23 protein-coding genes, 1 pseudogene and 1 riboswitch are annotated in these 26291 nt (G+C 42.8%); of the genes and pseudogenes, 3 read left to right on the top strand and 21 right to left on the bottom strand.

From position 1 onward, the window contains the following. Positions 1 to 27: 27 nt before the first annotated feature. From JCM12259_RS00915 to JCM12259_RS00840, 17 genes and pseudogenes are all read right to left on the bottom strand, one after another. Positions 28 to 1152: a glycosyltransferase family 4 protein gene (locus JCM12259_RS00915; RefSeq protein WP_025065069.1), complete on the bottom strand. Its 1125-nt coding sequence runs from the start codon at positions 1150 to 1152 to the stop codon at positions 28 to 30. Positions 1153 to 1158: 6 nt separating this feature from the next. Then, the gene (locus tag JCM12259_RS13060; protein ID WP_051559043.1) at positions 1159 to 1917 is read right to left on the bottom strand and encodes a glycosyltransferase; all 759 of its coding nucleotides are present in this window, start codon (positions 1915 to 1917) and stop codon (positions 1159 to 1161) included. A gap of 56 nt (positions 1918 to 1973) precedes the next feature. After that, positions 1974 to 2243 (bottom strand): glycosyltransferase family protein, encoded by a 270-nt coding sequence (locus JCM12259_RS15680; RefSeq protein WP_148299532.1) that lies wholly within the window; start codon positions 2241 to 2243, stop codon positions 1974 to 1976. A 5-nt stretch (positions 2244 to 2248) separates the two neighbouring features. Continuing rightward, a complete protein-coding gene (locus tag JCM12259_RS00905; RefSeq protein WP_051559038.1) occupies positions 2249 to 3250 on the bottom strand; it encodes a glycosyltransferase family 2 protein in 1002 nt (333 codons plus the stop codon). After that, positions 3238 to 4143 (bottom strand): glucosamine inositolphosphorylceramide transferase family protein, encoded by a 906-nt coding sequence (locus JCM12259_RS00900; RefSeq protein ID WP_025065067.1) that lies wholly within the window; start codon positions 4141 to 4143, stop codon positions 3238 to 3240. The genes JCM12259_RS00905 and JCM12259_RS00900 overlap by 13 nt, the downstream gene beginning before the upstream one ends. 3 nt (positions 4144 to 4146) lie before the next feature. Continuing rightward, the gene (locus JCM12259_RS00895) at positions 4147 to 5265 is read right to left on the bottom strand and encodes a polysaccharide pyruvyl transferase family protein (protein WP_025065066.1); all 1119 of its coding nucleotides are present in this window, start codon (positions 5263 to 5265) and stop codon (positions 4147 to 4149) included. Further along, positions 5262 to 6200, bottom strand: coding sequence for a glycosyltransferase family 2 protein (locus tag JCM12259_RS13055; protein ID WP_025065065.1), 939 nt, complete (start codon positions 6198 to 6200; stop codon positions 5262 to 5264). The genes JCM12259_RS00895 and JCM12259_RS13055 overlap by 4 nt, the downstream gene beginning before the upstream one ends. Continuing rightward, positions 6197 to 7264, bottom strand: a complete 1068-nt coding sequence (locus JCM12259_RS17685; protein ID WP_025065064.1) for an acyltransferase family protein — start codon at positions 7262 to 7264, stop codon at positions 6197 to 6199. The genes JCM12259_RS13055 and JCM12259_RS17685 overlap by 4 nt, the downstream gene beginning before the upstream one ends. Before the next feature lie 2 nt (positions 7265 to 7266). Next, the gene (locus JCM12259_RS15670) at positions 7267 to 8196 is read right to left on the bottom strand and encodes a glycosyltransferase (protein WP_025065063.1); all 930 of its coding nucleotides are present in this window, start codon (positions 8194 to 8196) and stop codon (positions 7267 to 7269) included. A gap of 1 nt (position 8197) precedes the next feature. After that, positions 8198 to 9631 (bottom strand): lipopolysaccharide biosynthesis protein, encoded by a 1434-nt coding sequence (locus JCM12259_RS00875; protein WP_025065062.1) that lies wholly within the window; start codon positions 9629 to 9631, stop codon positions 8198 to 8200. A gap of 8 nt (positions 9632 to 9639) precedes the next feature. Further along, positions 9640 to 10743, bottom strand: coding sequence for an acyltransferase family protein (locus JCM12259_RS00870; protein ID WP_025065061.1), 1104 nt, complete (start codon positions 10741 to 10743; stop codon positions 9640 to 9642). 16 nt (positions 10744 to 10759) lie between these two features. Beyond that, complete coding sequence (locus JCM12259_RS00865) at positions 10760 to 11482, bottom strand: SDR family NAD(P)-dependent oxidoreductase (protein ID WP_025065060.1); 723 nt, start codon at positions 11480 to 11482, stop codon at positions 10760 to 10762. A gap of 221 nt (positions 11483 to 11703) precedes the next feature. After that, complete coding sequence (locus JCM12259_RS00860; RefSeq protein WP_025065059.1) at positions 11704 to 12918, bottom strand: ANL family adenylate-forming protein; 1215 nt, start codon at positions 12916 to 12918, stop codon at positions 11704 to 11706. After that, positions 12918 to 13142 (bottom strand): acyl carrier protein, encoded by a 225-nt coding sequence (locus JCM12259_RS00855; RefSeq protein WP_025065058.1) that lies wholly within the window; start codon positions 13140 to 13142, stop codon positions 12918 to 12920. The genes JCM12259_RS00860 and JCM12259_RS00855 overlap by 1 nt, the downstream gene beginning before the upstream one ends. A 5-nt stretch (positions 13143 to 13147) precedes the next feature. Next, complete coding sequence (locus tag JCM12259_RS00850; protein WP_025065057.1) at positions 13148 to 13714, bottom strand: acyltransferase; 567 nt, start codon at positions 13712 to 13714, stop codon at positions 13148 to 13150. A 4-nt stretch (positions 13715 to 13718) separates the two neighbouring features. Further along, positions 13719 to 14824, bottom strand: a pseudogene (locus tag JCM12259_RS13040) (DegT/DnrJ/EryC1/StrS family aminotransferase). A gap of 478 nt (positions 14825 to 15302) precedes the next feature. Next, positions 15303 to 16295 (bottom strand): YqiA/YcfP family alpha/beta fold hydrolase, encoded by a 993-nt coding sequence (locus tag JCM12259_RS00840; RefSeq protein ID WP_025065056.1) that lies wholly within the window; start codon positions 16293 to 16295, stop codon positions 15303 to 15305. A gap of 506 nt (positions 16296 to 16801) precedes the next feature. On the opposite strand from JCM12259_RS00840, the gene JCM12259_RS00835 reads away from it, so the two are divergent. Next, entirely contained in the window at positions 16802 to 18085 is a 1284-nt protein-coding gene (locus JCM12259_RS00835; protein ID WP_199898768.1) for an ATP-binding protein, read from the top strand. An 87-nt stretch (positions 18086 to 18172) separates the two neighbouring features. Here JCM12259_RS00835 and JCM12259_RS17570 read toward each other — a convergent pair whose 3' ends face one another. From JCM12259_RS17570 to JCM12259_RS00820, 3 genes are all read right to left on the bottom strand, one after another. Next, positions 18173 to 18883 (bottom strand): ABC transporter substrate-binding protein, encoded by a 711-nt coding sequence (locus tag JCM12259_RS17570; protein WP_309546388.1) that lies wholly within the window; start codon positions 18881 to 18883, stop codon positions 18173 to 18175. A 431-nt stretch (positions 18884 to 19314) separates the two neighbouring features. After that, entirely contained in the window at positions 19315 to 20382 is a 1068-nt protein-coding gene (locus JCM12259_RS00825) for a DUF5074 domain-containing protein (RefSeq protein ID WP_025065054.1), read from the bottom strand. Between the two features lie 20 nt (positions 20383 to 20402). Then, positions 20403 to 22388: a TonB-dependent receptor plug domain-containing protein gene (locus tag JCM12259_RS00820; RefSeq protein ID WP_025065053.1), complete on the bottom strand. Its 1986-nt coding sequence runs from the start codon at positions 22386 to 22388 to the stop codon at positions 20403 to 20405. Between the two features lie 64 nt (positions 22389 to 22452). Beyond that, a riboswitch (cobalamin riboswitch) is annotated at positions 22453 to 22639 on the bottom strand. 117 nt (positions 22640 to 22756) lie between these two features. Here JCM12259_RS00820 and JCM12259_RS00815 point away from each other — a divergent pair. After that, a complete protein-coding gene (locus JCM12259_RS00815) occupies positions 22757 to 24229 on the top strand; it encodes an SLC13 family permease (protein ID WP_025065052.1) in 1473 nt (490 codons plus the stop codon). Between the two features lie 95 nt (positions 24230 to 24324). On the opposite strand, the gene coaW is transcribed toward JCM12259_RS00815, so the two are convergent. After that, positions 24325 to 25155, bottom strand: a complete 831-nt coding sequence (gene coaW, locus JCM12259_RS00810) for a type II pantothenate kinase (protein WP_025065051.1) — start codon at positions 25153 to 25155, stop codon at positions 24325 to 24327. A gap of 429 nt (positions 25156 to 25584) precedes the next feature. Here coaW and JCM12259_RS00805 point away from each other — a divergent pair, with 429 nt between their 5' ends. Next, the gene (locus JCM12259_RS00805; RefSeq protein WP_025065050.1) at positions 25585 to 26271 is read left to right on the top strand and encodes an MIP/aquaporin family protein; all 687 of its coding nucleotides are present in this window, start codon (positions 25585 to 25587) and stop codon (positions 26269 to 26271) included. Positions 26272 to 26291: the final 20 nt, after the last annotated feature.

Raw genomic sequence — 26291 nt, 5'->3', positions numbered from 1 at the left:
AGTGATGATTAGAGACTTCTTGTAAAATTACGATTCTTGATATAATCTTTTATATTGACTAACTCCTACATGAATATCGAAAGCCTCTTTATATTGCTTGTAAGAATCTTGTGCATATTTTTCCCTTATGGTGGGATTACTAAGTAACAGATTCAGCTTTTCTCCTAAATCTCTTGGGTTTTCCGTTTCAAATAAAAGATTCGAAATCTCTGCCAAACCGCCAACATTGCTTCCAACAACAGGCAGGGACATTGCTTTTGCCTCACATACAGCCAAGGTCAATGCCTCAGATCGTGAAGGTTGACAATAAATATCTGCGATAGAGAGATACTGATAGATTTCATTGGTAATGCCTATCCATCGAATATGGGAATCAACTTTAAGACTAACAGCCAGAGTATGAAGCTCCTTTGTAAGTATCAGTTCTTCATCTAAACCCACTAGCAAGACGGTATAATTGCTATACTTGATATGTGGTAATGCTTGTATCAAGATGTCAACACCTTTTACCGGATCAGCAAAGGCTGTAGTCATGATGACGGGAGTGTCGTGATGAATGTGCAGTTGATCTTTTAGTTCGTCTCGTTTTTCCGTGGACAAACGTTGTATAGCAGGTACTCCAAAATAGATCAACATATGACGATGGGATTCTCCATAGATACTTTCAAACTGCTCTTTTACATATTTACCACACATAATGATTTTATCAAAGACATGATAAGTTAAGCCGTTGAATGATGCTATTTTCGTTTTAAGGGAGAGTTCTCGTTTGTGGGTAATCTGTTTCAACGTATCTGTGGTGAGACAACAGTGCTGAGTTTTATATATCTTTTTAATTCCGAGAATCTTGGCTATCGGGGCATAGAGGAAAAAACTATTGGCAAAGTGGAAGTGAATAATATCGGGTTTAATCTTCTGAAAGAGAGAGATAACGGCAGGAATGTTTTTGATTGCTTTCTTGCCATCTGTGTCGAGTACAATGATTTGTGCTCCACATTTCGTAAAATCATCTACCATGGATTGACTCTGAGGATAGTTTTGGAATACAAAGAAGAATTGATCCTGAGGCATCGCCTGCATCAGATAAACCATAAACCGATCCAATCCACCATACTTTGTGGATTTCATATCCATAAATTCAAGTATCTTCATTTCGTTTTAATGACTTACAACATGTTTTAATAGCGACTCCCATCGTGCAATCACGGCACCAATCTGATAATATTTAGACCTTTCTATGCTCTGTTTTTGTATCATTTTTCTTAGTTGTTCGTTTTCAATTAGCCGTCTGATAGCATCCGCGAGGTCATTTATGTTATCCGGTGTGCACACCAATCCTTCGATATCTTGGGTAATGATTTCGCGCTGCCTACCGTTATAGTCACAAGCCACGCATGCACATCCCTGCGACATGGCTTCTATTAAAACAAGCCCAAATCCCTCATATCGACTACTAAGGACAAACAATGAGGCTTTCTGATACAATGATTCCAGGTTTCTCCTGAATCCTAAAAGCTGAAATTGTTCCTCTATATGATTATTATAAGCCATATTTTGCAGGAAAGCTTTCTCCTCCTCACTGCCTATACCAGCAATCTGCAAACTCCAATCTCTATGTTTTGGAGCTATTTGGGCCCATGCGCTGATAAGCGTATCAAAGCCTTTTACATACCAATCTTCCAATCTCCCTGCTGCCAAAATGATTTTTTCTTTGGGAGGGATAGAAATCGTTGGTGTGAGCGATAGCGGATTGGGCATAACGTAAACACCTTTCAAGCGCTTGCCAATATTTTTTTTATCTGCCTCTGTTAGTACAGTTACATATCGATAAATCTTATTGAGTTGAAACTTTACGAACCATTTCCAAAAGGTAAACGGAGCGGATGCTGGCCTCTCAAAAGCATCATGTTCTGTCATTACAACAGGAATATTCAGTCCAATAGCTGCAATTTTGGCAATGAGAGAGCATGTGTTCAGAATGCCAATAGAAACATCGGCTGATACCGCTTCATGTATTTTCGTACCAATCGGATAGAACTACCCCACTTCCTTACTTTATTTTGATTGGATGCAACTAAATTAAGAATCCTTACACGTGAGTTGATAGGATAGGTAATCTCATCGAAGAGATTCGCTATAAGAGTAACATCATGTCCTTTCTCTGCGAATCCGTTGGCCAGCATGATCCCGACTCTTTCGGCTCCACCATAGCAAAGGCGTGTACAGAGGATAAAAATCTTCATTTCTTTTAGGAGAAGCGTAATAACGATTTTAAAGATACTAAGAACATAAAAACTTTATATGTCGGTTTGTACAAACCTATACATGAACAAAATAAAAAGAATCTTTCGTACAATGGATAGGTGTTGCAGTGTAGAATGGAATAGCGATAATCATAAAAATAATGCTTAAATTTGGATGAAGAGTAATAATTATATCCAAAATTAAATGCCCTTGAGATGATGTCCATTCGTTTCATTCTCATACCAATATTATACCCATCAGAATCTTTTAATAAATCTTCAAAGATTCTATAAACATTTAGATCGTATTCATAAGTTCTTTCATTATATGTTCTGCTTAATGAGTTCTTGTCCGTATTTTCATAATGATAGAATGCCTCTGGAAGATATGAGACCTTAATCGGGTGTTGTAATAATGCTATAATGACGTATTGATCTTCACAATAGTTTATTCCTAAGGGAAATTGAACATTATATTTTTGGTAACATTCCCGCCTTATTAACTTATTGCAGCAAGATCCGTGGAGATGAGTTAAAACATCGATTAATAGCTCTTTTGCATTAAGAGATGTTGGCTTTTGTGACAAATACTTCTGCTTATTTTTCCCATTTTCATAGAAATCACAAATAACCATATCAGAATTTTCTATAAGTGCTATTTGATATAATCGCTCTAACATCAACGGCTCAATCCAATCATCAGGATCAACGTGAATAGTGTAATCTCCTTGTGAGTGTTCTATCCCCCACTGCCGTGCAGAAGAAACACCTCCATTTTGCTTATGGTATGCATGTATTCGGTTATCTTTTTTCGCATAGGAATTACAAAGGAGTCCTGAATTATCATTACTTCCATCATCAATCAATAAAACCTCAAAATCAGAAAATGTTTGATGTAGTATGCTATCAATACATCTTTTAATTGTGGATCCAGCATTATATACAGGAACAATTATACTGATTTTAATAGGTGTATTTTTTTCCCCTTGATATCTTATTCGCGGCATAATACAAATAAAATTATTCTCCGAATAGTAAAAAAAACTTTAGATAAAAAAGGATGCATATCTCTACCAATATCAACAACAATGCAATCTTTATAAATGTTAAATGTATGTAATCTTTTATTATACTTAGAAACTGTCGAATAAAGCTTTCTTATATTATGAAACGAGAAATGCTCATTCTCTTTTTTGACCTTTTGCAGTACAATACCATGTCCATAAGTCTGATTGCACTCTTGTGCTGGACGATAAACTACGCCTTTATATAAGAAAAAGTCCCCTCCATTCCTGGCAATATTCTCTTGAAAAAGATAGGTGTTTTGTAACAAATATTTACCTAATTCTTTATTATATCGGTATATGCCCAATTCCTTGTCTTCTGCATGCGGAAGTTTTGTCGAAAATAAAAGAGGTTCCCCAAATAATGATGTTTCAACTGCATCCGTTAGAGGTTCATCACAAAGACGTTGGATGAAAATGCAACTATTGGTTTCCATATCATACTCATACATCTCGCAACAACCTTTTTTACTATTTTCAGGGCATATATATATACGTCCATTTTTTCTTATAATAAAGGGGAAACTCAGATGCGTATCCAATTCCAAAATAATTTGGACATCTACGAGTTTCCAGGTAAGCCTATCTATGATAAGTTTTGAAATCCGTCCTTTATCCTCTTTTATTAGTAGATCTTCTACTAATAGAATAATTTGGTTATCATTATAGTCTAAAATGAAAGGATCAGCAAACCATCTATCCTTGAAAGGATGTTTGATGGGCCGAATTAGAAGTTCTTCTCCATTTAAGATCCCATCTATAGTGTTCTCTATGAAACCGATATTCCATATTCCGGCTCCAACAATATCTTTATAAAATTTATGAATAAAATTCATCTGTTATTTAACTGTATATTTATTTAAGAAATCGAAAGAAGGCTCTCTGTAATAGGTTAATTTATTAGATATATTGTCGTAATTAATGGTGGGGTGGGACGTAACAATTGTAGGATGAGAAAGGCTTACGATTCGATCTTCAAGCCCTAATTTTACCAATAGATTGTGTGTTCTACTATCTTTATCTCCATTAATACAATAAAACTCTTTCCTAAAAAGGATTGAGAAGGCCTGTAAATGGAAAGAACCTCCACACACATAGGTGGCATTTTTTATCAGGTTGAGAAACTCGGAGGGACCGACCTCTGGATAGTTCATTATATGTTTGTACTTCTTGATGTCTTTCGGATAATAGGCACGCTCCGTAATAACCGGCATTCCTAATGTCTCGGCAAAATCGTTAACAATTTTGAAATAATCTAATGGTAGCCCTACCGGTGTATAGAAAAAAATGTATTTACCTTGGATGAGGGGCTCCTCTCTATACAATCGTTCGTATGCTTGTACATCTAGCAGTAATGTCGGATCACATACGACGCTAATGTCTTTGGCGATACCGTATTTAATGAGCAAGTCTTTTGCCTTTTCTTCCCTTACGGATAGTGCGGTAAAATTTCGAATTTGTGCTTTTAGGAATTTTGTATCAACATTTTCAGGGTATTGTCCTAATGATGGTGCATATGCAATTTTCTTTGTATTTGCATTATTGATAAAGTTACCGAAGTAGGCTTCTCCACTATCTGGTGCCCCCGTATTCCATATTTGGTCACTACCTGTGATGAGTAAATCGTAGTCCCAAGGCACCCTTTCCAGCTCATGGATAGTATTATATTCTTTTGTAATCTTTAGATTCTGATTTAAGAAAGAGTTAAATAATTCCCACTTTGTTTTCAATCTACAAAGAGAAGAAGGATATAACAGCAATCGTTTGAAGCTAGACAGGATAGAATATATGGAGTGAATATCAAAAGGTTTATAATAAATAGATTTTTGGTAATGCGACCGATAATTGATGATTTCCACATCATGTCCTTGCCTTGACAAATAAGTTTGCAGTGCGTATGCTTGAAGCATGGAGCCATAATTAAAGGCTGCATGAAATGTTATAATCCCGATTTTCATTTTCTTATGTGATAAAAAAGCCCTCTGACAATACACTTCATGATAAAAGGTATTGACAATTTATTCTCGTAGGCATGACTAATCCAATAGAGAGATTGAGACCATAGATTCATGGATATCCCATAAACAATATCGTCTGCATACATTTTTTGGAAATGTATATCAATGTTTTCCTGTAACCGAGTAAGGATTTCGATGTCTTCTTGATCGTTAGGGCATCCTTTGAAGAAGTCTTCAAACCATAGCCGTTCTTTTTGTAATGCGAGGATTTTCCCTTTGATGTTATCGTGCTTTCTGCTAATTGACTGGCTATTAACTCTATATTGAAACCCTGGGCGTTGTGTGTTTGCTATTCCCTGAGGTGTTGCTGCAATATAAGCAGAGATGGCATCTGACCCCCATGCAAAGGGAAGATAAAAAAAACCACCATGTTGTCTTAAAGTACTGACTTTGTACAAATAGTCTCCAATAAACATACTCCGTCCATTCCATCGCTCCCATATCATCTGATAAACAGTTTCATATTTAGGTCTTGGACTTAAAATCTTGATGAGCGTAGAACTTTCATCTATTAACTCAGTCATTGCGTGGAAGACATCAAGATTGGGAAATTGGTTTATTAATGCCACATAATCAGACAGACAATTTGACTTCAGTTTGTCGTCGTCACCCATACAGAGAATGTAATCACCGGTGGCATATTCTAAGCATTTGTTCCAATTATTAACCACATCCTTTGCCCCGAAGCCTTTTTTATTTTCATAATATCTAATTCTTATATCGGCAAACTGTTCTATAATTCCTCTAATGTCTTCGGGCGAATGATCATTGACAATGATTAGCTCGAAGTTCTTATAGGTTTGATTCAGCACACTATCAATACATTCTTTTAAGAATGCACTTTTAAAGGCAGGTATGGCTATACTGAATTTCATCTTTTTCTATTAAGTAAAGGGGAAAGATAGGTATCGTAATGATATTTTAACAGGAGCGGGAGACCGATGCCAACAAAAGAGTAGAAGATCCACCATGTGTTGTCAATGGATTCTATCGTTGGGAATGAAGATAAAAGAGTTAAATCCTTTCCATTAAGTAGTATATATAGTAGACTTATGACTTTAAAACATATAAAATGCAATGCTAATATAATCATGGTATTTTGTCCCATATAATAGAACATTCTCTTTATGCCCCTCCCGATTTTCTCTATATATTTAGAAATATTGAATGTGAAGATGATGCCACAGAGAGAAAGACAGAGGTATAATAAAGTTTCATGGAATGTGCAAAACATAGATAGTTCTTTATTACTCAAGGAAAATATTAGTAGCAACGCGAACGTTATTGATGTTATAGTTACTCCATAGAAATATTTTTTCTCATATTTGTGAAAAAGGAAACCCATAAGAAAGATACAACCTCCCATGAAATGAATGGAAACTTCTCCTATAATAGGTATGGACACATTCATATATTTAAAGCCCCATAGTTCTAGTGCCATGAGAAGAAAAACAACTCTTTTTTTTAGCTTCAACTTCTGTTGGATGTAAAATAAGCAACTTATCAGTAGTGAAGAAATAAACAGAGTTTTTAGGAACCAAAATCCACCTAAGAGTGGTTCCTGTTTATCCATAGAAAAAACGATGTGTAAAAACCTTTTTAGAAAGTCTGTCGGGGAATAGAAAGTGAATGCGTGCCCTTCATAACCATAAGATTCATTATAGATATTGCAGAGAAAAAAGAGATTGTGTAAAGCGAGAAAAATCAACGACCATTTAATATATGGTATGTATAAACCTTGAACCCGCTTCTTGCAGAAACTCAAAAGAGAAGAAGCTGAGGTGGGGACATGAAAAAAATATCCACTACAAAAGAAGAATAATGGCATATGGAAATAATAAATAAAATTCTTTAGTATTGCAGGGCATCCACTATGCCCTACAACCATTAAAGATATTCCAATGGCCTTTGCAATGGTGATATAATTCTCTTTACCCATATTTAACAGATAGAAAAGAATTTGTGCTTAATACGATACATACATTCATTTATGACAACGAATGGGAGAAGTATTCTTAGGAATTTGTATTTTTTTAGAAGTTCGGACAAGGTTGCTCGCTCATATAACATTGCTCTAATAATATTAAAGCGAATGTGAAGATTTGTCAGACATTTCCGTTCTTTTCCTTGCCCATTTAGAATCTCCTCAATAAAGTATCTTAAAATTCTTCTCAGATCTTTGTTTAGTTCCTCCTTACGCGAGACAATCATTCCGTTGGGTGTCATCCTATATTTCCCCGTACTTTCAGGTAAATAGTATAGATCCCCCAGCATTGCCGCTGTAAGAGTCGTGGTATAATCATACTTTAATTCGCAGTCTTGATATAGTTTGGACAATAATACTTCACGTCGATAACATGTGGTCAGCGTCAGCGGATAGTTCTTCAATATCAATTTGGGTAATAAATCTCCACTTGTAGATTCCTTTTTCAGTTTTTCATAATAAGGTCTTATGATTTTGTTTCCAGCATAATCGATAGTTTCGTAATCTGTATAGACCAACATTACATTCTTATTCTTCTCCAATATATCGACCTGCTTCTGTAACTTATAGGGATCTGTCCAATAATCATCGCCTTCGCAGAATGCTACATAACGCCCTCTTGTATGTTCATTCATAATTTCTATCAGTCTGCCGTCTTTCTTAGAGTACTGATTCTCACTTTCGTATATCGGCTTGATAATGTCGGGGTATTTCTCTGCATATTCTCTGATAATGGCTGCAGATTGATCTGTTGAACAATCATCGTGCACAATGGCCTCGTAAGGAAAGTTTGTCTTTTGCATGACAAAGCCATCTAAGCATTGGCGCAGGTATGGCTCATGATTATAAACCAAGCATTGTATGGTTACTACCGGAGTCTCTGTCATCTTATTTCCTTCTTATGATTGCCCATACCTCTTTTAGTTCCTCAGACTTGCAAAGATAGGCTGTGGAGATATAATAAATAAGTCCTACAATTGTGCCGATCATTAGTTTTATGATATTAGAATCAATCATGAGTACTGCAAAATAGGCTATTCCCCCCATCACTAAGCTATTCGTGAAGATAGGTAACAAATCCTTTAATTGTCGTAGATATCCGACATTGATTAATTTTCCTGTATAGTAGGTGTTGATGAATAAAGCAATGATGGAAAAGACAACTAAGCCAATGCACATTGCTGTAATATTAATGGGGAGTGTTATGCATAAAACAGCAACTCCCAATACTTTCTTTACAATCTCTAACCTTAAAAATAGGTCTGAGCGGCCTTTTACTTGAAGTAAATTAAGATTAATGGCATGTATTGGATACCACATCATGGAAAAGCACAGAATTTGGAGATACACGATACATCCTTCCCATTTTGATGTAATTAAAACTCGCACCAGGGGATCTGCCACAGCTGCCATGCCTATCATTAACGGAAATATAATAAATGCAGAGAGGCGTAAAATACGCCTATAATCCACGGCAAGCCGTTCTTTATCGTCTTGAATAGAACTTAATATGGGGAATGTTACTCTTTGTAATATGCCTGTTATGTTTGATGAAGGCAAGGCTACATATGTTTGAGCCCTTGAATAAAATCCCAGTTGAGCAGGGGTATAGAATTTACCTATTAGAATCGGGTATGTATTATTATATATCACATCTAATAAACCCGACGCGAGTAGCTTTGAACCATAGCCGAATAAATAATTGAATGACTCTTTATGAAAGCCGGAACGTGGTCGCCATCCTGAAAAATACCATAATAGCAGACAGTTGATCAGTGTCGCTGCTGTGCTTTGCACCACAAGAGCCCAAACACCATACCCTTTGTATGCCATTGCCAAACCGATGATACCTGTTGCAAGAGTACATATAAGCGAGATCTTAGCTTGGGTTTTAAAGTCTACATCAATGGTGAATAAAGCTCGCTGAACGACGCATAAAGAATTAAAAATGACAGAGAGTCCCGTTATCTTTACAATAGGTGACAAAATAGGCTCATGATAAAAGTTGGCAATCAGTGGAGCAAGTAGGAATAAAATACCATAACAAACAACACCGACAACGATATTAAATAAGAGAGCTGTTGATTTGTCTTTCTCATTTAAGTCGGGTTTTCTGATAAGTGCAGATGAAAAACCACTATCTACAAACGATTGCGCAATAGCCGTAAAGACAACAATCATGGCAACAATGCCGTAATCCCGTGGGGTCAGGATTCTTGCCAAGAATATAGAGAAAACAAAACTAATGCCTTGTGTGGAGAAGCGATCAATGCTGCTCCATAGTAGCCCGTGTACAGTTTTACTCTTTAACTCCGAAGCCATGATCCTTACTACTTATTCAAAAAGAGATTCTTGTCTAAAAACCTAAAGAATGGACGTTCTATCAACCTAATTCTTAACAAATCAATGATGACACAAACAGTATAAACACCCATAACAGAGAGTATTGCATGTAACCAAAGGTATTGTGAACCGTAATAAGAATCGTTGTTTAATAAATCATACCAAAGAAACCGACGCATTGCATCACTATTGCCATGTATCAATAATACACCGAAAGTTGCTGTCGCTACCTTATTAATGTATATATTTGTTTTTTTTGTGTTAATATCCTTAAAGAGGACGAAGAGAGACACAGAGCATAGAACAGCAAATAGTTTGTTGGAATCATTTACGAAATAATAAATATTCTCGATATTAGTCGCTCCTCCTTTCAACTTGTAATAATACAGGATAAACACAATACTGGCAAAGGCTACCCCGTGGCTTAATACGAGAAAAAAGCTCCTTCCTTTAAGACTTGATAGCCAGGGAATACCATAAATACGTATATATCCGCCAATCAAATAAACTGTTGTATACCATCCAATATATTCATAAAATCGTCCAGGTATAAAGGTCCCAATACCCGTGAAGATGATCAGTAGTATAATTAAAAGATGCTGATACTCTTTCTTGTTAAGACCCTGTATCATTTTATTGATAAACGGGATGAGGAGATATAGGCAAATAAACGAACCGACAAAACCTCTCCCGACATCTGCGGGGATGTAAAGAATAAGGTAGAAAATTCCAGACAGAGAGAAAGTCTCATAACCGGTGAGGATAAAGATAAGATAAATTGTTATTGCATAGAAATAAACCTCAAAGACTAACTTGAAGAACTTGCGCCATGAGAACTCTTTCTGACACATAAAATAGCCAGTAATGAGAATAAAACAGTTGATACCGGTCTTTCCGCCCCATCCGTATAGACTTAGAAATAAGCTGTTCTTCGTAATACCCGTAGGATTGATGCATGCTAATAATCCACTATTGACTACATAGTGATGCGCAATGATCATCAGCATCAATAGGATACGGAACAGCTCTAAGTTGGAATTTCTAACCGTAGGCGATATTGCTTGTTCGATTTTTGTTGCTTCGTAATTCATCACTAAACATCTGTGTTCAAATTGTTCCGGAATCGACGTGGATATTCTGTCCGGTCATGCTTTGTGCTTTGTCGCTTAGAACGAAGGCTACGGTTTCGGCAACAGAGTTGATTGAGGTGGCTTTTTTGAGCGACGTGCGTTTGTATATCCTGCTTTTCTGCTCTTCGGTTAGTGTCGCGCTCATGCTCGTTTCCATGAAGCCGGGGACGACGATGTTGCTTCTGATACCGAGCTCGCCCCATTCTCGTGCTGTATCTTTCGAGAAGGCTTCCAATGCTCCTTTCGATGAGGCATACATGGCCAGACCTTTATAGCCGGTGTGGGCGCTGATGGACGATATGTGAACAATGCAGCCTCGGGTGTGATGCAGCAGCATATTGCGAATGGCATATTTGGTTATCATCATCGGCGTGAACACGTTTACGGCATACATCGCTTGAAGTTTTGCGAGGTTCAGATTGGTCACAATGTCGTCGTAAGCGATGGCGGCGTTATTCACGAAGCCGTGTAAGCGCACTTTGTTCGATACAAAGTCTTTAAAGATAGACGCCCTAACGTTTTCTGAGTCCGACAGGTCTACGCTTTTAAAATATAGGCAGTCTTGGTATTCTTCTTGCAGCTGCTGAAACTCTTTGCTGAAGCTGCGGGCAATTCCGTAAATGGTATGACCTTGTTGCAGGAGCACTCTGCATATCTCGAGTCCGACGCCGCGGGAGCAGCCTGTTACTAAATAGTTCATTGTCTTTTTTTGTTGTTTACTTGTTTGCAGAATACCTGCTCGACAAGCGATCATGATTTATTAACTTGAAAATTACTAAAGCGTGACGCTCCAGCGTGTTTTTGTGCGAAAAGTTGATAGAGCGTGACGCTCCAGTGTATTTTTGTTCAAAAAGTTGATAGAGTGTGACGCTTCAGCGTGTTTTTATGCGAAAAGTTGATAAAGCGTGACGCTCCGGTTACCTATCGTTTTAATTTACCCGTCCGCGTCAGCGAGAAAGCCTCTACAAACTTTATTCTGCGGGGAATCTTGAAATCTTGCAATCTGCTTTGTAGCTGTTGTCTTATATCCAATTCCGTGAGCTGCGCGCCTTCATCCAGTTGCAATTCTGCGCAAAGAACGTTGCCAAGTATGGCGTTGGCTTTGCCATATACCAACGATTGGCGCACGCCCTGGATGCTGTTGATAACTTCTTCAACCTCTTGCGGGTTCACCTTGTAGCCTCCGACATTGATGAGTTCGTTTTTCCTGCTTTTAAACTTGAATAGTCCTGCTGCCTCGTCTACCCATTCAATCAGATCGCCGGAGTGGTAGTAATCGCCATCGAAGGCGAAACTGCTTGATTGGCCTAACAATGAGCGATGAATCAATAACTCATCGTCTACCACTCGAAACAGGTGGCGGTTCTTTTCTGGTATCTGGAAATATTCGCCTTTAGCTGCGAACAGTGTGCCGGCTTCGGTGGATGCATATACGTTGTTAATCTTTGCTTGCGGGAAAATCTTGTGTATCTCGTCGTGCAAATGTGTATCCGACTTCTCTCCTCCCAGCGTCACGCGAACAACCGAGGGGTACTCCTGTTCTACAGGTAGCAATAAGCGATAGAACGTGGGTGTGGCTGAGATGTGGGTGATGCTAAACTCTTTTATCTTGCGATATACTTCCTTCCTGCTGTCGTTGAACACGTTAATCAGCGTGTTCTTGTTCTCGAAGGCTTGGAAGAATACTTGTAAACCGGCCATGTGCGTGGGATTATAGGCATACCCCCATACCTGATTCCGATATTTCTCGCCTGTGCGTACCGAACGTGTGAGCGTGTCTATGGAATGGACTACTTGCTTCGGCTGCCCGGTTGTGCCTGATGTGAAAATCGTAATCGTGGAAGTGGATTTCTGCATGGCTGTTATGAGCTCGTCGATATGGCTAAAAGAGTATTCGGGCAATGCCACTGGCTTGTTGATAAGCGTAGGGTCTATGCTCGGCATCTCTGAAATCGACAGGTCGGAATCTAACAGAACCAAGGGTTGGTTCGTCGCGATTGCCTTTACCAGATTTGTGAAGAATGCGAAGAGAGTATCGGCCTTATGATAGGGATAGTATTCCTTGTGCAGCTGAATCTCTTCCAGCAGCATATCATACGAATACGCTCGGTCTCTGTCATAAAGGAATATCGCCATTACTTCTTTAGTTTAGCATAAATCTCTGAAACTGTGTTCACAAGTCCGTCTTCAAAGATGTCGATATCGAAAGCATCTTCTATCTTCACGGTCAGCTCCGCTAAGTCGAAGGACGTTAAACCAAGGTCGTCACGAAGATTGTCTTCTTCGTGAATTTCTCCTAACTGCTCTAAACCTTTTACAGTTCGTATTTCATTAATGATTCCTAATATCTTCTCTTTCATTGTATTTATATTAATAAATTCTTTTCCAATTCTTTGTATTTTTGTGATCTAGGGATAATGGCCTTTAAAGGGTTTCCGCTATATATAGTATTCGCCTTACAATTGGACACGACGACAGATAATGCACCAATTGCTGCCCCTTCTTTTATAACAACACCTGGTAATATGACAGAGCCGCACCCTACGATTACATGCTTTTCTAATAATACCGGAGAGTTTTGAACATTAGTATAAATATCCGGTATCATGGGATTTGTCATTGCATTGCCTGAATAATCGTCACTACTAGAATAAATACTAACTCTCCCAGACACTCCACAGAAATCAGAGATAACAATCTTTTCATTCCCTATTAATGATACATAGCAAGCGATGTGTACATAGTTCCCAATTACTATTGACTTACCAGCAGATATTATTGAAAAGTCATCTATCCTAACATGACTCCCAATCGATACATTCTGTGGATTATATATCCGACTATAGCGACTGATTAATACATTTTTCCCATATGATTTCAATCCTAATGCTGATAGTTCTTCGTCTGTATAAAAGGAAGTCTGTGTTTTCATAACCTTATACAATGCAATCAATGGTTCTTTGGATGTCTTCTTCGCTCAACGCATGGTGCATGGGCAAGCATATCACGCTGTTGGCCATTTTGGTGGCTTGTGGTAGATTAGAGGGAGTAGCACTCGGTAATCCGCGATAAGTGGAGAACTCGCTGATGAGGGGATAGAAATAGCGACGCCCCCATACATCTTGCTCTTTCATCTTGATGTAGAGTTCATCGCGCGTCATACCATATTCCTCGGCGTCTACGAATATGGGGAAATAGCTATAATTATGGCGTACGCCAGGCATATCGTCCCAGAAAGAGATACCTGCCACGGGACGTAATGCCTCGCGATAGGCCACAGCCGCCTTTTGCCGGGCGGCGATGGCAGCATCCACTTGGCGGAGATTGAGCAGTCCGTAGGCGGAGCGCACCTCGTCCATCTTACTGTTGATGCCCGGAGCCACCACTTCTGTCTCTCCTGCAAAGCCGAAGTTTTTCAAGTAGTCGATGCGTTTCTTCGTTTTTTCATCGTGCATCACCATTGCACCCCCTTCGATCGTATTGTAGACCTTGGTTGCATGGAAACTGAGTGTTGACATATCTCCGGCATTGAGAATGCTCTTACCGTTTACCTCCACTCCGAAAGCGTGGGCGGCATCATAGATAACTTTTAATCCATACTTATCTGCTATCTCTTGAATTGCTTCCACATCGCAGGGCTTTCCGTAGACGTGTACAGGCATGATGGCCGTCGTCCGCGGCGTGATAGCTGCCTCTATCTTGTCGGGATCTATATTCCCCGTGCGCGGATCAATGTCTACAAATACGGCTTAATGCCGTTCCACCACAAGGCATGGGTTGTGGCCACAAAACTATAAGGAGTCGTGATGACTTCTCTCGTGATATGCATGGCCTGTAATGCTGTGATTAAAGGTAAGGTGCCATTCGTAAACAGACTTACGTATGGAACTTTCAGATATTCGGCAAGTGCTATTTCTAATTTCTGATGGAAAGAACCATTATTGGTGATCCATTTACTTTCCCATATCTCTTTCAACAAGTTGTGAAATTCATTAAGATCTGGGAGTAATGGCGATGTAACGGTGATGATGCTCTGATCCATTTATTAAAACAATTAAATTATTGTATGATGGGATATGGTAGCTTCCTTTTCGGAAAGGATTGCATAACGCTCTCCTCATAATTACTTTGTCAATTGGGACTCGGTAATTATGTCTATATTTATTTCTACATAAAATGCTTGATTTGTTAAGATGCTAAGACAGTTTCTACTCTAAATCTAAGAAACCTCTCAATCAACTCTTTAAAGACGGTCTATTATAAGTTATAACTCTCCCTCTCTATGGTGAATAACTCACGACAGAGGTGGTAATTGACGTACACTATTACTGAAAACCGTCTCCGCCGTAGGGCACTGTTACAGACCCGCAGAGTCCTGATTGTCAGATATCTATATTTAATTCGTTGGCAAAGATAAATCTTTTTTATCAACCAGGCAATAGTTTGTGTGCTTTTTTAACATATGAGCACCCGTATATCTCATTTCTCCTTGATCTGTATCCTGATTGTGGGGCAGCCATCTACGTATTCCCATTCACCCTCTCAAAGAATGTGAGCACATTCTCCCAGGTCTTGAAGTCATCGCTGCCAAAGGGGATTCCGGTGCCCATGAAGTTCTTGGAAGGGTGGGATGCAATGAGATAATCGCCGTAGAGTAGGGCGGTGCGGTTGCAGAAGATGACGCGATCATGGGCGGGCGTACTGAGATATTGTTCAGCCCACTGTTGCCACTGCGTGAGCTGCGAGTGGTCATTGGTCGGGGCAGGGGCAACGATGTAGACCTGATAGTGCGCGATCAGGTAGTCGTATGTTTTGTTGAGGCTCGACTTCGGTTTGCCGTATGCATCGGCCAAAGTTTCTGCACTGATGTAAACGATACCGCGTTCACGACCTTCCTGCTTGTCGTCGATCCAGCGAATAACGGGCATCACGCCGTGCATCAACGACTGATCATCCAACCTATGGCCGCCATGGAAATGTATCGCATGGGGATAGTGACTGCGAAAGAGGTCGAAGGTGTGCACCGTGGTGTCTTCGTCGCCGAAGAGTCCATACACGCGTTGCTGTTCATCGGCTGTCACCGCGGTAAAGCATTGTTGGGTTATCTCCTTATATTCTTTGACCAATGCTTTCGTGACGATGAAATCCTGTATGCCGTCTGCACGCGGGTTCTGAAACGTCTGCATCCCCATCATATTGTGTTCGTGCATCGTCTCGCCCATCTGGAATGCCGGATTCACCACGATTCGATCATAGCCGTAGAGCATCTCGGTGTACATGCCGCCCATCGATGTGCCGATGATCAAATCGGGCTGCTGATCCTCGCATACGCCATGCAACAGTTCCATCGCTTCCGTCGGATGCAGTGGCAGGTCATAAGCAATCACCTCCGCCTCCGGTAACACACTCTGAATGCGCCTCACCGTACCCGACTGGGCCGAAGAACCGAAGCCGTGAACATATAGAATCTTTTTACCTGTCATCAGATCAGGGTATTGTTCGATTGTCTGCATTGCGTTTATCCTTTATCTCATTTTGTTTCTGCCTGTCATGGGGCATATCTGTTGACGGCTGCAAATATAGGGATTTACCATTACATATAGGCACGAAGCCCATAAAATCTTTGCCCCCGGCATGGGTTACGCCGAGGGCAAAGCATATTGATGGTTATGAAACAGGAGTGTGTCCGCTGCTGCCGAACGAGAAGTATGCTACTTGTCGGTGACTCCCATGGGAGTTGTCGGGCACAAGTCGTATACTTCTCGGCATGCCATATCGGTCTGTGACCGAATCCGGCCATAGCGTGCCACCAGTTGATCTCATTTAATAGAGTATATACCTTATATATATAAGGTAAGAACGCCGACTCATCTCACGAAGCAACATCATGAAACAAGCCAAATTGCCAAATGAAACCCGGCCAAATTGCCAAATGAAAATCGGCCAAATTGCCAAATCTGTAGCTGAGAACTTTGGTGGAGTGTATTAAAAACAATACCTTTGTAGAAAATAAATCATGATGGAGACAAAGAACTACAAGAAACGTATCGCAGATCAGATGCTCACCGACAGATTGAATGCCATGGGAGCTGTCTTGATTGAGGGGGCTAAAGGTTGTGGAAAGACAACAACGGCCGAACAACAAGCTAAGAGTGTTCTCTATATGGATGATCCGGACAATGTGGAACAGTATATGCAGATGGCCCAAACCAATATCCGCTTTCTGTTGCAAGGGGATACGCCCAGATTGATTGATGAATGGCAGATTGTCCCCAGATTCTGGGATGCCATCCGCTTTGAGGTCGATCATCGTGGAGAGGATGGACAATTCATGCTGACAGGCTCTGCCGTTCCTGTTGACCGGGAAAAGATACATCATACCGGAACCGCACGTTATAGCTGGCTGATGATGAGGCCGATGAGTCTATGGGAGTCAGGTGAGTCTAATGGAGAAATCAGTTTGGGTAATCTGTTCAAGTCACAAAGTCCCATTGAGGCCAACAATCATATCACGATGGAGCAAATGGTTTTCCTGGTATGCAGAGGGGGATGGCCGCGGTCTATCTCCAAGAAATCAGAGAAGGCTGCATTGATGCAGGCCATAGCATATTACGAAGCGATTACGCGTTCCGATATTTCCCGTGTAGATCATATTCAAAGAGACGAAGAACGAGCCAGGCGACTGATGAGGTCCTATGCTCGTCATCAAGGCACTCAGACCAGTGTTGCCACCATTTTGACCGATATCGTCACAAACGACTCGGAGGACATGAGCGACGAAACCGTAAGTTCTTACCTGAAAGCTCTAAGGCAGATTTTCGTGATTGAAGATATGCCTGCATGGCATCCGAATTTGAGAAGCAAGACGGCTATCCGCACATCCGATACCAGGTATTTTGTGGATCCCTCTATTGCTTGTGCTGCATTAGGACTCGGACCGATGGATCTAATGAATGACTTGAATACCTTTGGGTCGTTTTTCGAAACCTTGTGTGTGCGTGACTTACGTGTCTATGCTGACGCATTGGATGGGAGGGTGTATCATTACAGAGATAAGAGCGGGCTGGAATGTGATACGGTGATTCACTTGCGCAATGGATCATACGGTTTGATCGAAATCAAACTGGGAGGTGATAAACTTATAGAAGAAGGAGCAGCCAACTTATTGGCATTGGCTGATAAGATCGATACGGATAAGATGAAGAATCCGGCTTTCCTGATGGTCCTAACTGCTGTCGGCAAATATGCTTTCAGAAGAGAGGATGGCGTGTATGTCGTTCCAATAGGATGTTTGAGGGATTAGAACAGAACAACAAGACATGTATTGCTGGCAAACAGTGCATGCACTCATTTGAAAGAGTGCATGCACTGATTTTACGTCCCCCGTCTGCTACTCCTGACCGATCAATGAGAAGTAGTGGTGGGATGGGAGGCGAGGGCGAGAAGCATTGGGGTGGAGGATGTCGATCAGCTCTGCGAGCAAGTAGTCGGGACGGAATGGTGTCTCTTCGAAATAGGGGTACTCGGCGGTGTTGCAGATGAAGATCCGGCCCGTCTTAAAGGCTTTCAGCGCACCGTATCCGGGAAACTCGGCCAGCAGATCCGCTCGCGCCGACATCTTCTCGCCGAATGTCTTGATGAGCCAAACGTCAGCATCGCCGGCTTTGTCGAGCACGGTCTCAAACGGCAATGCTAGCGATCCGCTATGCAAGTCGGATGCGAAGGCGTAACGGGCATGGGCATCGGCGAGCATTCTGCCAATGGTACTCTGTCCACCAGGACAGTACCACACGCTCCCTGTCTTGCGGTCGAGCAACACCGATTGGCCTGGCGGCATCTTCTCTGCCGATGTTTTCAAACGATTATAATGGTGCTCCACGGCGGCAAACAACGAGTCGGCCCGCTGCTCACATCCGTAAAGCAGACCGTAAAACTTCATCCACTCGGCCCGCCCCAAGGCCGATGTCTCCATGTAATCGGCACATTCGATGATGGGAATACCGAGCTTATCCAACTTTCCGAATCCGCCGCTATTCTCGAAAGGAGAAACCAGCAATGCCTGCGGATGCAAATCGATGATTTTCTCGATAGACGGTGCCATTGCCTCGCCGCAGTCGGCGACTGTTCCTGCTTCACCCGTTGCTGAATCCGGGGTATGAGGATGTATTTCAAATCGCAAACTCCGGTGATGGCATCGTCTGTGTGCAGATATTCCAATAGCCGGCAGTGTGCCGTGGTAAATACCACACTGCTGCGCAAAGGTGTATAAACCACAGTTCCTACGGGAAGTCGGCCCACGCGCGCAGCATCTTTTCGATCAACCAAAATATAGGTGTGCAGCACTCGACCCGGTCGCCAAGGATTCTTTAATGTGACGACCGTATAGTCTCGATGCCTGACAGCCGTGATCTGAGAAGCATAGGCAAAGCGAAGAGTGTCGCCGTCATCGTGCCGTCGGTTGCTGTTCCGACTGCCGCACGATGACAGCGCCACCGCTGCCCATAGAATCAAACAGAGTCTTAGGTGCATCTATTATTCCCGGTGAGATGCAAAAACCAGGGAGCCGGGACCTACGCCGACCGAGAACTTGCCGAGAAAGGCGCCCGTGGAATCATATTCCGCGATATAGCCGTCGGTGGTGTAGCTGACCTTTCCCGTGTCGGAATCTTTGCTGTAAGATGTGATGAACACCTTTCCCGTCACGGGATCTACGGCTATGGCGTAAGGTTGGAATAGCTCTTTTCCTTCGATAAAGGTTGCGACCGTCGACGTAGCCAAGTCATAGACCGTGTAATCGGGTTTGGAATAAACATGGTTCACGAGATAGATCTTCCCCTGATGGTAAGCCATGTAAGTGGCTCCGTCGGTCAATTTCGTCACCTTGTCGGCTGGATCGATCTTCTGCAAACAGGGTGACACATCCATATAATTACCCCAACTGATGACATAGACGTTAGTTCCGTCGTTCAGGATGCGGTTCGGATTGGCTGCAACGGTGATGTTTCCTTGTTTAGACAAGTCTGATGCGCTGAGCTTGACGACATTGGTGTTGTATGTATAATCGGGGTTATAGGCATTGCATACATACAGTTTGCCGTTCAATACCGTAATGCCTTCGAGATTAGCTCCGATCTTCACTGATGTGGCAACGATCTTGCCGGTCGATACGTCGATCTTGGAAACCGTACCGGCATAGCTCGTTACATAGACGAAACGGCCGTCGGTGGCCAGTGCACGCGGTGTCTTGATGGTTATGGGGGCGGCTGCTTTCAGTGTCTTCACGTCTAAGACCTCCACCCGATTTTCATCGGCTGCTGCTATATACAGCTTTCCATCGACAACGACGATATCATTGGGCGTGCCGCCTAAGGAACGGCCGTTAGCCCGCTGGAAGACGTCGCGCGAGATGAGATTGGTGGAGTAGTTGAGATAATCGAGCGAACCGTTGATCTGGGAGAAGTAATTACCCTGATTGAGAATAAAGACACCATCGGTCACTTCGACCGGTTCCCGACCACCTTTGTTGTCGTCATCGCTACAAGACGTGATCACTGATAGGCTTATCAATAGCCATAAGAAACTAACTAAATACTTTTTCATACGTTTATATTTGTTGTTGATTAAAATTCATATCTTATCGCAATCCGCCACGAGCGGCCTGGCATCGGATAATGAGCCACGATGCTATACGACTTGTCTGTGACATTCATCACTGCGGCTCTGGTTGTCAGGAGGCCTCTGCCCAAAGGGAACGACCGATAAGCGCTGACGTCTGTTTCGGTGTATCCGGCCATGGCAGTTCCCGGGCTATGCTCCCTTGTCGTCCACCGTTGGCTCTGCCCGTCGATCGTTACCGCCCAGTTGACCCATGGATTCTGCCAGGTCAGTGTGATCGAAAAAGAATGGATGGGGGTGTAGGCGATTTGATTTTTATAATATGCCGACGCAGGATTGATGCGGTTTTCGGCCCGTTGCCAGGAGTAGTTTGCTGTGAGTCCTGCCGAATGACGCATGCCAATTCGTCGCTTGGCATCTGTCGTCAGGTCTATGCCATACGCCCGGACTTTTGCCATATTCATCATGCGCCATACAAACATGTTGAACGGGATGGCAATGATCTTATCCTTTACATTATTTATATAGGTGTCGAGCGTGAACTGCACGCGCCAGGGAGACTGTCGGTTTGATGTGGCATAGGTCACACCGAGATTGAATTGTTCGGCTATTTCAGGTTTCAGGTCTGCACTGCCGATGTGATAATAATATAGTTCGTTGAAGGTGGGAACCCGGAAAATGTGCTTCCAGAAAGCCCGAAGATAAAGTTCTTCACGCGGAAACAAGCGATAGGAGAGACTCATGGAGGGTGACAGCCGGTATTCATGATGGTTGGGCACACCGTCTTTGGCTCCATTGAAATAGATGGAGCCGAGTAATCGTGCTATCGCAGTGAAACGCCCGAGCATGATCTTTGTCGATAGGCTCTGCCATAGAGAATGTCTGAATGGAGTCTTGACTGTGGTCAGGCTGCTGCTTAGGTTCTGCCACACATAATCAGCAGAGTAGTCGACGGCCAGCCACCGAGCTGGCGTATAGAGTAAGGCTGCCGAACCATAAGCCTCTCGTTGCCAATATTGTGCGCTGGTAATGCCTCCGCTGGGCTGCCCGTTATGATAATCAGACATAGCCCAATTGAACTTACCGGTTATCAGCAGCGACCATCGATCGTCCAGTCTGCTGCGATATTGCACCTGTACGAAGGTGTTGCGTTCGCGCAGTGTCTCGTCATTCTCATTGGTATAATAATGTACGATGCCCGGCAGTTGTCTGTCATTGTCATAATAGTAGATCTTGCCGGAGACCGAATGGCGGTCGTTGAAATCATAAGCGAGATTTGTCTCGGCATGTCCCGAACTCATCCGACTGTTGTTTCGGCGTTCTCGCGTAACCAAATCTACATTGTAAAGGGTAAAAGGGTAATCGTTCTTCGAGTAGGTATATTCTGCCGTTGCAGCACAAGCAAATCGCCGGCTGAACCGTTTGCTTATATAAAAAGACGGGTTTAATGTGCACCATGCACCCCAAGCCATCTGCGCCCTGAGATGTGTGGTGAAATCGTTGGTAGGAGATGAGATCGTCCGTAAATTCACCGTAGCAGCAGTGGTGACATTGCGTGCCGGGATAAAGATCTCATCCCCATCCCCAATCGTTAATGAAAGACTCGACACGTGGTCAAGAGCGTAACGAGAAAGGTCTATCTCTCCAGTCTGACAATCGCTCAAAGCCACGCCGTCATAGGTCACTCCCGTATGTCTGCTGCCGATTCCTCTTACCGACACTGTCTTCATTCCGCCGGCCCCGCCATAATCTCTGACGGTGATTCCGGCGATGTGTAATAATGCATCTGCAATACCCTGGATGCCCAGGTGCAACATCTTCTCTTGGCTCAATGTCTGAACCGGCACAGCCGACTTAACCGGATGATCCGCCTTGGCAGCCGAAATCTCTACGCTGTCGAGTGTGTGTACACGCAGCGAATCAGTCGGATGGGCCGTAACCGGGAGTCCCATCAACAGCGCTAAGAACAGAAAATGATACGCAAACCGCATCTGTTCCTTTCCTTTATCTCATTAAATGATTTGTTTGTACTATCCCATTCCTTCCTCGAGTCGTGGGAAATCATAAACGATGGCAGGTCTTCTGACTTTGCTGTCCGAGCACGAACGCCTTCCCGATAAAGCTCAGTGGCATGTGTGTTCGTACTCAATAAAGGACGGCTTACAGCAGCGGGACTGTTCAGGATTTGCACCTGGATTCCCTTTTAATCACTGATTCTGAACCGATCGCACCGACAAAGATACGAAAAAAACAGCTCGATAAGCGTAAAAATAAAGATTTTTGATAATGAAGTGTATGCATTTCTCTGAAAAATACTATCTTTGCGCTTATTGAATCCATTAACTAAACAATCAAAACTATGTCAGAAGAAAAATCAAATGTACTGACCAACCATGTTGAAAGTAAGAAGGTTATCGAGCTGATCGTGATTGCTGTCATTACGGCCATTGTGTGGAATCTACCGCAGTCATGTTTTGGCATCGACGGACTCACCGTCATTCAGCAGCGAGTAATTGCAGTTTTCGTATTCGCTACGCTCTCGTGGTTGACCGAAGCAATCCCCTCGTGGGCAACATCATTGGGTATCATCACCTTGATGTGCCTCACCATATCCGATAATAGTATATCGGTTTTCAAAGGAGAAGAGAGTGCTGCCTTTGGAAAACTACTCAGCTCCAAAGATATTATGGCCACATTTGCTAACCCTGTCATTATGCTTTTCCTCGGTGGATTTATCTTGGCGATTGCTGCCACCAAGTCAGGATTAGATGTGTTGTTGGCTAAGAATCTGATCAAACCATTCGGAAACAAAAGTGAGAATGTGTTACTGGGCTTCTTGTTGATCACGGGTATCTTCTCGATGTTTGTCAGCAATACTGCCACAGCAGCTATGATGCTCACTTTTCTCACGCCGGTCTTCGCCGCACTGCCTGCAAACGGAAAAGGACGCATCGCCTTGACACTCTCTATTCCCATTGCCGCCAATATCGGAGGTATGGCTACTCCCATCGGAACTCCTCCCAATGCGATTGCCTTGCAGGCACTGAATAATCCCGAGGGACTGAATCTCGGCATTAGTTTCGGCCAATGGATGTCATTCATGTTCCCACTCGCTATCGCGTTGCTGGTCATCAGTTGGATAGTACTTAAAAAGCTATTTCCTTTCTCAAAGAAGACAATCGAACTGGAAATAACGGGTAATGTGCATCATGGATGGCGTATGTGGGTGGTAGCCGGTACATTTATCGTCACCATTTTGATGTGGTTGCTCGACATTTTTACAGGTGTAGATGCCAACAATGTTGCATTGATCCCCATCGGAGTCTTTGCCATCACGGGTGTTATCAATGGTAAAGATCTGCAATCCATTGATTGGAGTGTCATCTGGATGGTGGCCGGCGGTTTTGCACTCGGCCTCGGAATGAATGGTTCGGGACTTGCAGACGCCGCCATTGCAAGCATTCCTTTCGGGCAATGGTCACCTCTTGTGATTCTGGTTATCTCAGGATTGATCTGTTATTTTCTGTCAAACTTCATCTCAAACACAGCTACAGCCGCTTTGCTTGTCCCCATCTTGGCCGTTGTTTGTACGGGTATGGGTGATCGATTGAGTGCTATCGGCGGAACATCAACCATCATTATCGGTATTGCTTTGGCTGCTTCCAGCGCCATGTGTCTGCCGATCTCCACACCGCCGAATGCTATCGCCTATTCCACTGGCTTGGTGAAGCAGAATGATATGCTCAAAGTCGGTTTGGTGGTAGGCATCATCAGCATGGCATTGGGTTACACCGTGCTCTTCTTTGTCGGTAAAATGCACATCTTAGGATGATATATGAAAGTTGACAAATAGACAAGTTGATAACTCAACAAGTCTATTTGTCAACTCCTTTATTCGTCAACTCGTCGACCTATTTCCCCCAAACGTTAATCTTTTTTATTGATATAGCAGAGCGCAGCACCTATTGCTGTGCAAAATTCGCTATATTTGGGAATACTGAAATGCACCCCGTAAAGTTGTTCCATGGCTGGAAAGACTTCCATACATTGTGGAAGTAAAGTGAGATTACCTATCATCACGAAATCGCGGATGCCACTCCTCAACGATGAAAGGATCGTACTGCTACCGATAGCTTGCAACACCATGCAGATGATTCCCAATGCAATGTCTTCTCGCGAGGCATCGCTGCTGGCATTTCCAAACAGTGATGCTGTGGCCGACATCGGCAAGCCGGGCAACGGATGAGCACTGATGTCGCCGATCAAAACATTGATATGTGAGATGTCGCCATCTTGTGCGAGCATGGAAATCTGGTTGATATCGTCTGTCTTGAGCATGATTCGAGCCAAACCTTGCAGTGTGCCGCCGCCGATTCCGATGCCGCCGATGTGCTCAATATGGTCGCCGTCGCATTGAACAAGCGAGGTGCCCGTGCCCATACTCACAACTATCATTCTGTCGAGCGCCGACTCATAACGCGCTCCCAAGCCATCGGCTATGAATTCTTCGGCTTTCCCCGTGGGCAGACCATAAATCGGTGAATCGATATATGCGCTGCCCACTCCTGTCAACATCACCTGCTCCACATCTTCTAACTGAATGTTGTTGTCGTGCAGATACTTCCCGAATGCGCCGTAAAGTGACGTCACGGGATCGGTTGCCTTGATTCGGATGGGCGAAACGACGATTCCGTCTTCGCGAATACCCACGATTTTGGTCGTGCTGATCCCCACATCGATTCCAATTACGATAGCCATGATCTGATATTTTTGATGCGCAAAAATACGAAAAAATATATAATCGCCCACATATTATATCCAAATTTTGACGCCATTCTTTGGCGTTTGAAAAATAACATGGGACACGCCTCGTTGCAACTATCCGTTAATCACGTGCCGATTAAGCGTCAGTTGCACGACAAATAATGATTAATCGGCGTGCGATTAACGCTTAGTTGAAAGGCTACTATTTGTGTTTCAAAAGATTGGAAAGCAAACACTGAAAGACGATTTGCCGCCCAATAAATTTGGAATATTAAAAAACTTAAATTATCTTTGCAGCCGTGCAAACAACATATTAGAGAGGAGTATATGTGTATAGCGTCTATCCGAATCCCTTCTGAATTCTGGTTTGGGGATCGGTAAATGATCGGTCGCGCGATTTTTTTTAATTAATAATAAGAGAGTATGAAAAAGTATTTAGCAGAAATGATCGGTACGATGGTACTGGTCTTAATGGGTTGCGGCGTAGCTGTCAGCTTGAATTGTTCTTCCAACTGTGTCGATGTGGCCAATGCAGGCACAGTGATCGGTACGGCAATGGCTTTCGGCCTGTCGGTAGTGGCTATGGCCTACACGATTGGCGGTATTTCGGGATGCCACATTAATCCCGCCATCACATTGGGTGTTTTTCTCTGCGGACGCATGAGTGCCAAAGATGCCGGTATGTATATGTTGTTTCAGGTGATTGGAGCTGTGCTTGGCGCCAGTGTTTTGTGGTTGTTGACAGCCAATTCAGAGCTCAGTGGCACCGGTGCCAACAATTTGCAGGATGGTGTTTCGGTGTTGGGTGGTCTATTGGCAGAGATCTTTTTCACCTGTGTCTTTGTCTTGGTGGTGCTCGGAACGACTGCCAAAACCAATGGCGCAACCAATAATTTCGCCGGGTTGGCTATCGGCTTGTCGCTGATTTTAGTGCATCTCGTCTGCATTCGCTATACCGGAACCTCGGTGAATCCGGCTCGTTCGTTCGGTCCAGCGCTGTTTCAGGGCGGATCGGCATTGACTAATCTGTGGATATTTATCGTCGGTCCGTTTGTCGGCGGAGCTATGGCTTCACTCGTTTGGCGAGTGATTGATCCTGAAAAAGAATAATTCCGAATAGATCACAAGGG

It is taken from the genome of Hoylesella enoeca JCM 12259, assembly GCF_000613405.1.
GTDB classification, from domain to species: domain Bacteria; phylum Bacteroidota; class Bacteroidia; order Bacteroidales; family Bacteroidaceae; genus Prevotella; species Prevotella enoeca.
The sequence above is the reverse complement of the archived record's forward strand: the minus strand, read 5'-3'. Positions and strand labels throughout refer to the sequence as shown.

Bases quoted from the DNA above. Each gene is read 5' to 3' on its own strand.
- JCM12259_RS13060 (WP_051559043.1), bottom strand. From the start codon at position 1,917: ATGACAGAACATGATGCTTTTGAGAGGCCAGCATCCGCTCCGTTTACC.
- JCM12259_RS00815 (WP_025065052.1), top strand. From the start codon at position 22,757: ATGTCAGAAGAAAAATCAAATGTACTGACCAACCATGTTGAAAGTAAG.
- JCM12259_RS00855 (WP_025065058.1), bottom strand. From the start codon at position 13,142: ATGAAAGAGAAGATATTAGGAATCATTAATGAAATACGAACTGTAAAA.
- JCM12259_RS17685 (WP_025065064.1), bottom strand. From the start codon at position 7,264: ATGGGTAAAGAGAATTATATCACCATTGCAAAGGCCATTGGAATATCT.
- JCM12259_RS00850 (WP_025065057.1), bottom strand. From the start codon at position 13,714: ATGAAAACACAGACTTCCTTTTATACAGACGAAGAACTATCAGCATTA.
- JCM12259_RS00900 (WP_025065067.1), bottom strand. From the start codon at position 4,143: ATGAATTTTATTCATAAATTTTATAAAGATATTGTTGGAGCCGGAATA.
- JCM12259_RS00875 (WP_025065062.1), bottom strand. From the start codon at position 9,631: ATGGCTTCGGAGTTAAAGAGTAAAACTGTACACGGGCTACTATGGAGC.
- JCM12259_RS00865 (WP_025065060.1), bottom strand. From the start codon at position 11,482: ATGAACTATTTAGTAACAGGCTGCTCCCGCGGCGTCGGACTCGAGATA.
- JCM12259_RS00870 (WP_025065061.1), bottom strand. From the start codon at position 10,743: ATGAATTACGAAGCAACAAAAATCGAACAAGCAATATCGCCTACGGTT.
- coaW (WP_025065051.1), bottom strand. From the start codon at position 25,155: ATGGCTATCGTAATTGGAATCGATGTGGGGATCAGCACGACCAAAATC.
- JCM12259_RS15680 (WP_148299532.1), bottom strand. From the start codon at position 2,243: ATGAAGATTTTTATCCTCTGTACACGCCTTTGCTATGGTGGAGCCGAA.
- JCM12259_RS00820 (WP_025065053.1), bottom strand. From the start codon at position 22,388: ATGCGGTTTGCGTATCATTTTCTGTTCTTAGCGCTGTTGATGGGACTC.
- JCM12259_RS00835 (WP_199898768.1), top strand. From the start codon at position 16,802: ATGGAGACAAAGAACTACAAGAAACGTATCGCAGATCAGATGCTCACC.
- JCM12259_RS00860 (WP_025065059.1), bottom strand. From the start codon at position 12,918: ATGGCGATATTCCTTTATGACAGAGACCGAGCGTATTCGTATGATATG.
- JCM12259_RS00840 (WP_025065056.1), bottom strand. From the start codon at position 16,295: ATGCAGACAATCGAACAATACCCTGATCTGATGACAGGTAAAAAGATT.
- JCM12259_RS00905 (WP_051559038.1), bottom strand. From the start codon at position 3,250: ATGCCGCGAATAAGATATCAAGGGGAAAAAAATACACCTATTAAAATC.
- JCM12259_RS00805 (WP_025065050.1), top strand. From the start codon at position 25,585: ATGAAAAAGTATTTAGCAGAAATGATCGGTACGATGGTACTGGTCTTA.
- JCM12259_RS00825 (WP_025065054.1), bottom strand. From the start codon at position 20,382: ATGAAAAAGTATTTAGTTAGTTTCTTATGGCTATTGATAAGCCTATCA.
- JCM12259_RS00915 (WP_025065069.1), bottom strand. From the start codon at position 1,152: ATGAAGATACTTGAATTTATGGATATGAAATCCACAAAGTATGGTGGA.
- JCM12259_RS00895 (WP_025065066.1), bottom strand. From the start codon at position 5,265: ATGAAAATCGGGATTATAACATTTCATGCAGCCTTTAATTATGGCTCC.
- JCM12259_RS15670 (WP_025065063.1), bottom strand. From the start codon at position 8,196: ATGACAGAGACTCCGGTAGTAACCATACAATGCTTGGTTTATAATCAT.
- JCM12259_RS17570 (WP_309546388.1), bottom strand. From the start codon at position 18,883: ATGGCACCGTCTATCGAGAAAATCATCGATTTGCATCCGCAGGCATTG.
- JCM12259_RS13055 (WP_025065065.1), bottom strand. From the start codon at position 6,200: ATGAAATTCAGTATAGCCATACCTGCCTTTAAAAGTGCATTCTTAAAA.